The organism is Sphingobium sp. ba1, assembly GCF_000743655.1.
Classification (GTDB): Bacteria; Pseudomonadota; Alphaproteobacteria; order Sphingomonadales; family Sphingomonadaceae; genus Sphingobium.
Map to the genome: position 1 here is coordinate 542,609 of NZ_JPPQ01000069.1, position 8,824 is coordinate 551,432.

Consider the following 8,824-nt stretch of genomic DNA (forward strand, 5'->3'; position numbering starts at 1 on the left):
GGGGCGGACCGGCATAGCCAGGCCGCCCCCCAATAATTCCTCCCCTGCGAGGGGAGGAGTTTAGCGAAGTCCGAGGGGGACAGATTTCCATGAAATATATATTCGCAACGGCGGCCTCGCTGGCCGTCGCAGGGACCGCTTGTGCCCAGGAAGTGACGCTCAAGCCGATCGCCGAAGCGCGGTTGCGCTATGAACAGGCCGATCAGGCGGGGTTGGCGACCAAGACATCCGACGCGCTGACCATTCGCGCGCGCGCCGGGCTGTCGGCCAGCAGCGGTGCCTTTTCGGCGATGGTCGTGGGGCAGGGGACGCTGGCCGCCATTGACGATTATTATGACGGACTGAACGGGGCCGCTACCCGGCCGATCATCGCCGACCCGGAGAATATCGCGCTGTATATCGCCCAGCTTCAATATCGGACCAAGGCGGTGACGCTGACCGGCGGCCGCCAAAGGATCGTGCTGGATGATGAGCGGTTCGTCGGCAATGTCGCCTTTCGCGACAATGGCCAGACGTTCGATGCGGTGCGCGCCGAACTGACCCCGGCCAAGGGGCTGAAGCTCGACCTCTCCTATGTGTGGAGCGTGCGGACGATCTGGGGCTTTCAGGGGCGTGGGCCGCGGCAGCAGGCGGTGGGCGGCGACACGATCCTCGCCAACCTGTCCTATGCCACGCCGGTCGGGGCACTGACGGGCTTTGCCTATCTGGTCGATCAGGATGAGGCGGCGATGCAGGGCTATCGGCTGTCGAGCCAGACCTATGGCGTGCGGCTGGCGGGGGCGCGGCCTTTGTCCAAGGCGGTAAAGCTCAGCTACCAGCTCAGCTATGCGCGCCAGTCGGAGTATCATCGCAATCCCAATGCTTACAGCGCGGACTATTGGCTGGCGGACCTGACGCTCGACGTGCAGGGCTGGAAGCTCAATGCTGGCTATGAGGTGCTGGGCGCGACTAGCGGCACGCCGCTGACGAGTTTCCAGACGCCGCTTGGTACCAATTTCAAGTTTCAGGGCTGGGCCGACAAATTCCTGACCACTCCCGCCAACGGCATTCGCGACCTCTATGTCGGCGGCGGCTATGGCTGGAAACAGGTGGGGCCGCTGAGTGGCGTGTCGGTGCAGGCGGTGTGGCATCGTTTCGACAGCGATCGGCTCGACCAGCATTATGGCGACGAGATCAACCTGATCGCGTCGGCCAAGGTCAGGAAGACGGCGCTGTCGGTCCGCTATGCCCGTTACGATGCCAAGACGATGGCGACCGATACGCAGAAATTATGGGTTCAGGTCGACTGGGCCTATTGATCGGACCGGGAACAGGAATCGCTTGAGGCATCGGGCGATCCTGTTATGGTGCAGTGCAAGAGGACAAAGCTGTCCTTCCAACCATAGCCAAAGCGATCCAGGGACGGATCGACAAGGCGCATATGATGGCAAAGCCGCCATCCTGGCCTCCGGTTCTCACCGGGGGTCAGGATGGCGGCTTTTTTGTTTTCTGGAGTCACGAATATGGAATTTCAGATCGGAACGGAGCCGATGGCGGGCAGCGAGGCGGCGATCTTCGTCCCTGCCGATGAGGGACGCGACCATCTGGTCGTGATCGGCAACGGCATGGCCGGGTGCCGCGCGGTCGAGGAACTGCTGGCGCGCGATGCGGGGCGCTATCGCGTCACCATCTTCGGCGCGGAACCGCATGTGAATTATAACCGCATCATGCTGTCGCCGGTGCTGGCGGGTGAAAAGACGTTTCAGGACATCATCATCAACGACCGCGCCTGGTATGACGATAATCGCATCGACCTGATCGTCGCTGATCCGGTTGTGGCGATCGATCGCAGCGCCAGGACCGTCACGAGCCAGTCGGGCCGCACCGTTGCCTATGACAAGCTGTTGATCGCGACCGGCTCCGACCCGTTCATCATTCCGGTGCCGGGCAAGGATCTGCCGGGCGTCATCAGCTTTCGCGACATGAAGGATGTCGACGCGATGCTGGACGCCGCCAATCGCGGCGGGGACGCGGTGGTGATCGGCGGCGGGCTGCTGGGGCTGGAAGCGGCGCATGGCCTGACGCTGCGCGGCATGAAGGTCACGGTGCTGCACATCATGCCGACGCTGATGGAACGGCAACTGGATGAGGCGGCCGGCTGGCTGCTCAAGAGCGCGCTCGAAGCGCGCGGCCAGACGATCTTGACCGGGGCCGACACGGCGGAAATCTGCGGCGATGGCAAGGTCGAGGGCGTGCGATTGAAGGACGGCACACTGATCCCCGCCAGCCTGGTGGTGATGGCGGTGGGCATCCGCCCCTGCGTCGCGCTGGCGCGGGCGGCGGGGTTGGACATCGGGCGCGGGATCAAGGTGGACGACCATATGGTCACCAGCGATCCCGATGTGCTGGCGGTCGGCGAATGCGTCGAGCATGACGGCAATGTCTATGGGCTGGTCGCGCCGCTGTGGGATATGTGCCGCAGCCTGGCCGATGGCCTGACTGACCGGCATACGGGCTATAAGGGTTCGGTGACATCGACCAAGCTGAAGGTCGCCGGGTTGGACGTCTTTTCCGCCGGGGACTTTTCGGGCGGCGAGGGGTGCGAGGACATCGTCCTGCGCGATGCATCGCGCGGCGTGTATAAACGGGTCGTGGTGAAGGAGGATCGCGTCATCGGCGCGGTGCTCTATGGCGATACCGCCGATGGCGGCTGGTATTTCGATTTGCTCAAGCGCGGCGAAGATGTTGCCGACATTCGCGACCTGCTGATCTTTGGCCAAGCCTTCGCCTCTGGAGGGGGCGCGCTGGACCCTAAGGCGGCCGTTGCAGCGCTCTCGGACGATGCCGAGATTTGCGGCTGCAACGGCGTGTCCAAGGGTCAGGTCGTCGCCTGCATCAACGCAGGCGCATGCAGCCTGGACGCGGTGCGGGCCGGGTGCAAGGCGTCGGCGAGCTGCGGTTCCTGCACCGGATTGGTGGAAACTATCCTGGCATTGACGCTGGGGGAGGATGTTCAGTCCGGTCCCAAGACGATGTGCAAATGCACCAGTTTCGGTCATGACGATGTGCGCCGCGAAATCGTAGCGCAGGGCATGACGTCGATCCCCGAAGTGATGCAGAAGCTGCACTGGTCGACGCCCGATGGCTGTTCCTCCTGTCGCCCCGCGCTCAACTATTATCTGCTCTGCGCGCTGCCCGGTGCCTATGTCGATGACCAGCAGAGCCGCTTCGTCAATGAACGGATGCACGCCAATATCCAGAAGGACGGCACCTATTCGGTGGTGCCGCGCATGTGGGGCGGGCTGACCAATCCGCGCGAATTGCGCGCGATCGCCGACGTGGTCGAGAAGTTCAACGCGCCGATGGTCAAGGTGACCGGCGGCCAGCGGCTCGATATTTTCGGGATCAAGAAGGAGGATCTGCCCGCCGTCTGGGCGGACCTCAATGCAGCGGGGATGGTGTCGGGCCATGCCTATGGCAAGTCGCTGCGCACGGTGAAAACCTGTGTCGGGTCCGAATGGTGTCGCTTTGGCACGCAGGACAGTACGGGCCTGGGCGTCAAGGCCGAGCGGATGACCTGGGGGTCGTGGATGCCGCACAAGTTCAAGATCGCGGTGTCGGGCTGCCCGCGCAATTGCGCGGAAGCCACGATCAAGGATTTCGGCATCGTCTGCGTCGATAGCGGCTATGAACTGCATGTCGGCGGCAATGGCGGCATCCATGTCCGCGTCACCGATCTGTTGTGCAAGGTGGCGACCGAGCAGGAAGCGCTCGATTATTGCGCCGCCTTCACCCAGCTTTACCGCGAGGAAGCCCGCTATCTGGAGCGCACCGCGCCGTGGATCGAGCGGGTCGGGGTCGATTATGTGAAGGCGCGCATCGTCGAGGATGACGCAGGTCGCGAAGCGCTGCGCGCGCGCTTCCTCTTCTCGCAGCAATTTATGCAGGACGATCCCTGGGCGCAGCGCGCCGCAGGCCAGCATGCCGAACTGCATCAGCATATCGCGCAAGTGCGCCCGTTGGAGACCATATGATGACCGGAGACTGGCTCGATATCGGCTCGGTGGATCAGATCACGCCGGGCAATGCCCGCACCCTGCCAGTGCTGGGCGGCGAGGAGATTGCAATCTTCCGCACGACCAGCGGCGATTTCCATGCCCTCGTCAATCGCTGCCCGCATAAGCATGGGCCGCTCAGCCAAGGGATCGTCCATGGCGGGGTCGTCACCTGCCCGCTGCACAATTGGAACATCTCGCTCAAGACCGGCGAGGCGCTGGGCGAGGATAAGGGATGCGTGCCGGTGATCCCGCTCAAGGTCGATGCCGGGCGTATCTTCCTGCTCCGCGATGCCGTCATCGGGAAGCGCGCGGCGTGAAGGTCGAACTGAAATCACCCCTCCCCTTCAGGGGAGGGGCCGGGGGTGGGGGCTATCGTCTTGGCCTGATGCTTGGGGCACGCCCCCACCCCAACCCTTCAAACGAGGCACGTGACTCGTTTGAACCTAAAGGGGAGGGGCTATAATGACCAACCCTATCCGCACCACCTGCGCCTATTGCGGTGTCGGTTGCGGTATCTCCGCGACGCCGACCGGGCCGCGTGCCGTAACGATCGCGGGAGATCCAGCGCATCCGGCCAATGGCGGCAAGCTCTGTTCCAAGGGCACGCATCTGGGCGAGACGGTCGGGCTGGAGGGGCGGCTGCTCCATCCGATGATCGGCGACAAGCGGGCCAGCTGGGATAAGGCGCTCGATCTGGTGGCCAAGCGCTTTCGCGAGACGATCGCCAAACATGGTCCCGACAGCGTCGCCTTCTACGTCTCCGGCCAGTTGCTGACCGAAGATTATTATGTCGCCAACAAGCTGATGAAGGGCTTTATCGGGTCGGCCAATATCGACACCAACAGCCGCCTGTGCATGTCGAGCGCCGTGGCCGGGCATATGCGCGCGTTCGGCGAGGATGTCGTGCCTGCCAGCTATGATGATTTGGACGAGGCAGACTTGATTGTCCTCGTTGGCTCCAACACCGCCTGGTGCCATCCGGTCGTCTATCAGCGGATACAGGCGGCGCGGGCAGCGCGTGGCACCAAGCTGGTGGTGATCGACCCGCGTCGCACCGAAAGCTGCGAAGGGGCGGACCTGCATCTTGCCTTGAAGCCCGGCAGCGACGTGGCGCTGATGAACGGTTTGCTGGCCTGGATGGATCAGGCGGGGCAACTGGATGCGGACTTTCTGCGCGACAGTGTCAACGCGCCTGATGGCTTCTGGGAAGCGATCCGCGCGGGCCATGATTTGTGGACCACGGCGAAGGCGTGCGACCTGCTGCCTGCCGAATTGCAGCAATTTTACGAGATGTTCGCCGCGACCCCGCGCACGGTTACGCTGTTCAGCCAGGGGATCAACCAGTCGATCCGTGGCACGGATCAGGTCAATGCGATCATCAACGTCCACCTCGCCACCGGCCGCATCGGCAAGCCCGGTGCCGCGCCTTTCTCGATCACGGGCCAGCCCAATGCCATGGGTGGGCGTGAGGTTGGCGGGCTGGCGACGACGCTGGCGGCGCATATGGATTTCGCGCCCGACAATGTCGCGCGGGTCGGGCGTTTCTGGGCCGCGCCGAATGTGGCGACCAAGCCGGGGCTGAAGGCCGTCGACCTGTTTCGCGCGATCGACGAGGGGCGGATCAAGGCGCTGTGGGTGATGGCCACCAATCCCGCCGTCTCGATGCCTGATGCGGGGCGCGTGCGCGCGGCGCTGGAGGCCTGCCCCTTTGTCGTCGTGTCGGACGTGATGGCGACCACCGATACCACCGTTCATGCCCATGTGCGGCTGCCCGCCGCCGCCTGGGGCGAGAAGGACGGGACCGTCACCAACTCCGACCGCACGATCAGCCGCCAGCGCGCCTTGCTGCCGCTGCCCGGTGAGTCCAAGCCCGACTGGTGGATCGTGACGCAGGTCGCGCGGCGGATGGGGTGGCGCAATGCCTTCACCTATGACCGGCCCGCCGACATCTGGCGCGAACATGCGCGACTGACCGCCTATCAGAATGATGGCGCGCGGCTGCTCAATCTGCGCGCGCAGGCGACGATCGGCAATGACGCCTATGAAGCGATGGAACCGTTCCGCTGGGGCGGCATGCCCTTTGCTGATGGCCGGTTTCCAACGCCCGATGGCAAGGCGCGGTTGGTGCCGGTGACGCAGATGGCGTTGCAGGGGCCGCTGCGCGACTGGCCGATGACGCTCAACACCGGGCGCTATCGCGATCAATGGCATACGATGACGCGCACCGGCCTGTCGCCCAAACTGGCGCGCCATCGCGAGGAGCCCTTGGTCGAACTGCATCCGCGCGACGCGACGGCGTTGGGCATTGCGGATGGCGATCTGGCGCGGGTGTCGACGGCGCAGGGCGAGAGCCTCTTCCGCGCGCGGATCAGCGAGGGGCAGCGCCGCGGTGAAGTGTTTACGCCGATCCACTGGACCGATCAGCAATCAAGCGGCGGCCGCACCGGCCTGTTGCCGCGCCCGCTGGTCGATCCCCATTCGGGGCAGCCGGGGTTCAAATCCACGCCCGTCCGGGTCGAAAAGGTCAAGACGGAGTGGAAGGGATTCCTGATCCTGCGCGGGGCTGATCCGGTGCGGGTGCCGTGCCTGTGGGCTACGCGCATCACCGTGCCAGGCGGCGCGCTCTATGAGGTGGCGGGCAATGGCGATCCGGCGCGGCTGGAAGCCTGCCTGCCCAAGGGCGAAAGGGTCGAGGCGATCGACCAGACGCGCGGTACCCGCCGCGTCGCGATCATCCGCGAAGGGAAGCTCGCGGGCGTGCTGATCGTGACGCGTAGCGGCCTGTTGCCGACGCGCGACTGGTTGATCGGGCAACTGGCGGTCGAGGGCGTGGGCGCTTCGGTGCTGGCCGCGCGCGGGCCAGGCAGCCAGCCCGACAAAGGCGCGGTGGTGTGCGTCTGCTTCGACATTGGCCTCAACCAGATCGTCGCGGCGATCCGCGACCAGCGGCTGGTTGACGTGCCCGCGATCGGCACGGCGATCGGCGCGGGGACCAATTGCGGATCGTGCCGTCCCGCACTCGCCAACATTCTCGTCCAGACTTCGCAGGAGACGTTGCATGCAGCCGAATGACCTGATCGCGCCGGGTGATGTCTGGCTGGTGGGCGCCGGGCCGGGCGACCCGGACCTGCTGACGCGCAAGGCGGAAAGGCTGATCGGCGCGGCGGACATCGTCTTTTACGATGCGCTGGTGGGGCCGGGGGTACTGGATTTGATCCCCGCTGGTGTCGATCGCGTCAGCGTGGGCAAGCGGTCCGGGCGGCACAGCAAGCAACAGGAGAGCATCAACGACCTGCTGCTCGCCTCAGCGCGCGCAGGCAAGCGTGTCGTGCGGCTGAAAGGCGGCGATCCGTCGATCTTTGGCCGGTCGGCGGAGGAGATGGCGCATCTGGGCGAAGGCGGCGTGCGGGTGCGCATCTGCCCCGGCGTCACCACCGCCAGCGCGGCAGCGGCGAGCGGCCATGCGTCGCTCACCCTGCGCGGCAAGGCGCGCGGGCTGACGCTGGTGACGGCGCATTTGAAGGCGGGCGAACCCTTGAAGCTCGACTGGGCCGCGCTGGCGCAACCGGGCGGAACGATCGGCATCTATATGGGCCGGGCGGCGGCGGGTGAGATTGCTCGCAGCTTGATCGCGGCGGGGCGTGACCCGGAAACGCCGGTGATGGTGGCGGTGAATGTCTCGCTGCCGAACGAACGGCTGATCCGGGGGAAGCTGTCGGCGCTGGCCTTTCTGGTGGCGACGATCAGCGACGAAGATCCGACCTTGTTGCTGATTGGCGAGGCAGTGGCGGGGACAGGGCTGTCGGCGGAGATTGCGGCGAGCGTGGCTTTGCCGGCTTAACTCCTTCCGTTCGTTTCGAGCGAAGTCGAGAAACGGGGGACGGCGCAAGCGTTTCTCGACTTCGCTCGAAACGAACGGGCGTTAAGCGTTACAACCCCTCCAAATCTTCCGGCCGGTTGATGTTAGGGAGGATCATTCCCGGCCTCTCCACCACGCGCGCGCCGATGCGGTCGAGCCAGCCATGGATGGAGCGGTTATTCGCTTCGGCCAGATGCGCGTCGAGCGTAGGCGCAAGGGTGACCGGCCACCAGCCGAGCAGTTGCTGGCCCTTGAGAATCGCGGCGCCCTCGCCGATCAGTGCGGCGGGCAACTCTGCCGGATAAAGCGGCATGTCGCAGCCGGTGGTCAGGACGCCATCAAAACCATGGGCAAGCGCATGATGCAGCACCGCATTGAGGCCGCCCAACGGTCCCATGTCCGGCGCGGGCCGATCAGGCAGGCCGCCCGCGCGTCCGCAGATCACGACCTGCGCGACATGGGGTGCCAGGCCCGCCATCGCATGGTCGATCAGGGTGCGGCCATCGGGCATCAGGGCCAGCGCCTTGTCGCTGCCGAAGCGGCTGGAACGCCCCCCCGCCAGCACCGCGCCCAATATCCGTCCTGCCGCCATAGCGCTTCCTTGATAGCTTCGCTCTATAAAGCCTATAGCAAAGCGATGCAGACCCGACTTGTCGAATATTTTCTGGCGCTGGAGCGCGAAGGCCATTTCGCGCGGGCGGCGGCGCTATGCCATGTGTCGCAACCCACGCTGTCGGCGGGGATTGCGACGCTGGAGACGCAACTGGGCAAGCGTTTGATTCGCCGCGATCGCAAATATGCCGGTTTGACGCCGGAGGGCGAGGCGATCCTGCCCTGGGCGCGGCAACTGGTGGCGGCGGCCGAGGCGCTGGGGCAGGCGGCGGAAACCGCGCGCGGGCCGTTGCGGGGCGAACTGCGGCTGGGCGCG

The 8,824-nt window shown here is 65.2% G+C and carries 7 protein-coding genes; 6 read left to right on the forward strand and 1 reads right to left on the reverse strand.

Annotation, left to right across the window (positions count from 1 at the left end; translation table 11 throughout):
• Positions 1-89: 89 nt before the first annotated feature.
• The 5 genes from IL54_RS05565 to cobA all read left to right on the forward strand — a co-directional run bounded on the left by IL54_RS05565 (position 90) and on the right by cobA (position 7,878).
• Positions 90-1,298: a hypothetical protein gene (locus IL54_RS05565; RefSeq protein ID WP_037473849.1), complete on the forward strand. Its 1,209-nt coding sequence runs from the start codon at positions 90-92 to the stop codon at positions 1,296-1,298.
• 204 nt (positions 1,299-1,502) lie between these two features.
• Positions 1,503-4,013 (forward strand): nitrite reductase large subunit NirB, encoded by a 2,511-nt coding sequence (gene nirB, locus IL54_RS05570; protein WP_037473852.1) that lies wholly within the window; start codon positions 1,503-1,505, stop codon positions 4,011-4,013.
• Positions 4,013-4,354 carry a nitrite reductase small subunit NirD gene (nirD, locus tag IL54_RS05575; RefSeq protein WP_037477883.1) on the forward strand — a complete coding sequence of 114 codons (342 nt, stop codon included), beginning with the start codon at positions 4,013-4,015 and terminating at the stop codon, positions 4,352-4,354. The genes nirB and nirD overlap by 1 nt, the downstream gene beginning before the upstream one ends.
• A 145-nt stretch (positions 4,355-4,499) precedes the next feature.
• Positions 4,500-7,109, forward strand: a complete 2,610-nt coding sequence (locus IL54_RS05580; protein WP_037473854.1) for a nitrate reductase — start codon at positions 4,500-4,502, stop codon at positions 7,107-7,109.
• The gene (cobA, locus tag IL54_RS05585; RefSeq protein WP_037473856.1) at positions 7,096-7,878 is read left to right on the forward strand and encodes a uroporphyrinogen-III C-methyltransferase; all 783 of its coding nucleotides are present in this window, start codon (positions 7,096-7,098) and stop codon (positions 7,876-7,878) included. Before IL54_RS05580 ends, cobA begins: the two co-directional genes overlap by 14 nt.
• Before the next feature lie 88 nt (positions 7,879-7,966).
• On the opposite strand, the gene mobA is transcribed toward cobA, so the two are convergent.
• A complete protein-coding gene (gene mobA / locus IL54_RS05590; RefSeq protein ID WP_037473860.1) occupies positions 7,967-8,488 on the reverse strand; it encodes a molybdenum cofactor guanylyltransferase in 522 nt (173 codons plus the stop codon).
• A gap of 45 nt (positions 8,489-8,533) precedes the next feature.
• Here mobA and IL54_RS22720 point away from each other — a divergent pair.
• The coding region (locus tag IL54_RS22720) for a LysR family transcriptional regulator (protein WP_156106270.1) at positions 8,534-8,824 on the forward strand (291 nt) is incomplete at its 3' end.

Coding starts and splice junctions, on each gene's coding strand:
- IL54_RS05565 (WP_037473849.1), top strand. CDS start 90: ATGAAATATATATTCGCAACGGCGGCCTCGCTGGCCGTCGCAGGGACC.
- nirB (WP_037473852.1), top strand. CDS start 1,503: ATGGAATTTCAGATCGGAACGGAGCCGATGGCGGGCAGCGAGGCGGCG.
- nirD (WP_037477883.1), top strand. CDS start 4,013: ATGACCGGAGACTGGCTCGATATCGGCTCGGTGGATCAGATCACGCCG.
- IL54_RS05580 (WP_037473854.1), top strand. CDS start 4,500: ATGACCAACCCTATCCGCACCACCTGCGCCTATTGCGGTGTCGGTTGC.
- cobA (WP_037473856.1), top strand. CDS start 7,096: ATGCAGCCGAATGACCTGATCGCGCCGGGTGATGTCTGGCTGGTGGGC.
- mobA (WP_037473860.1), bottom strand. CDS start 8,488: ATGGCGGCAGGACGGATATTGGGCGCGGTGCTGGCGGGGGGGCGTTCC.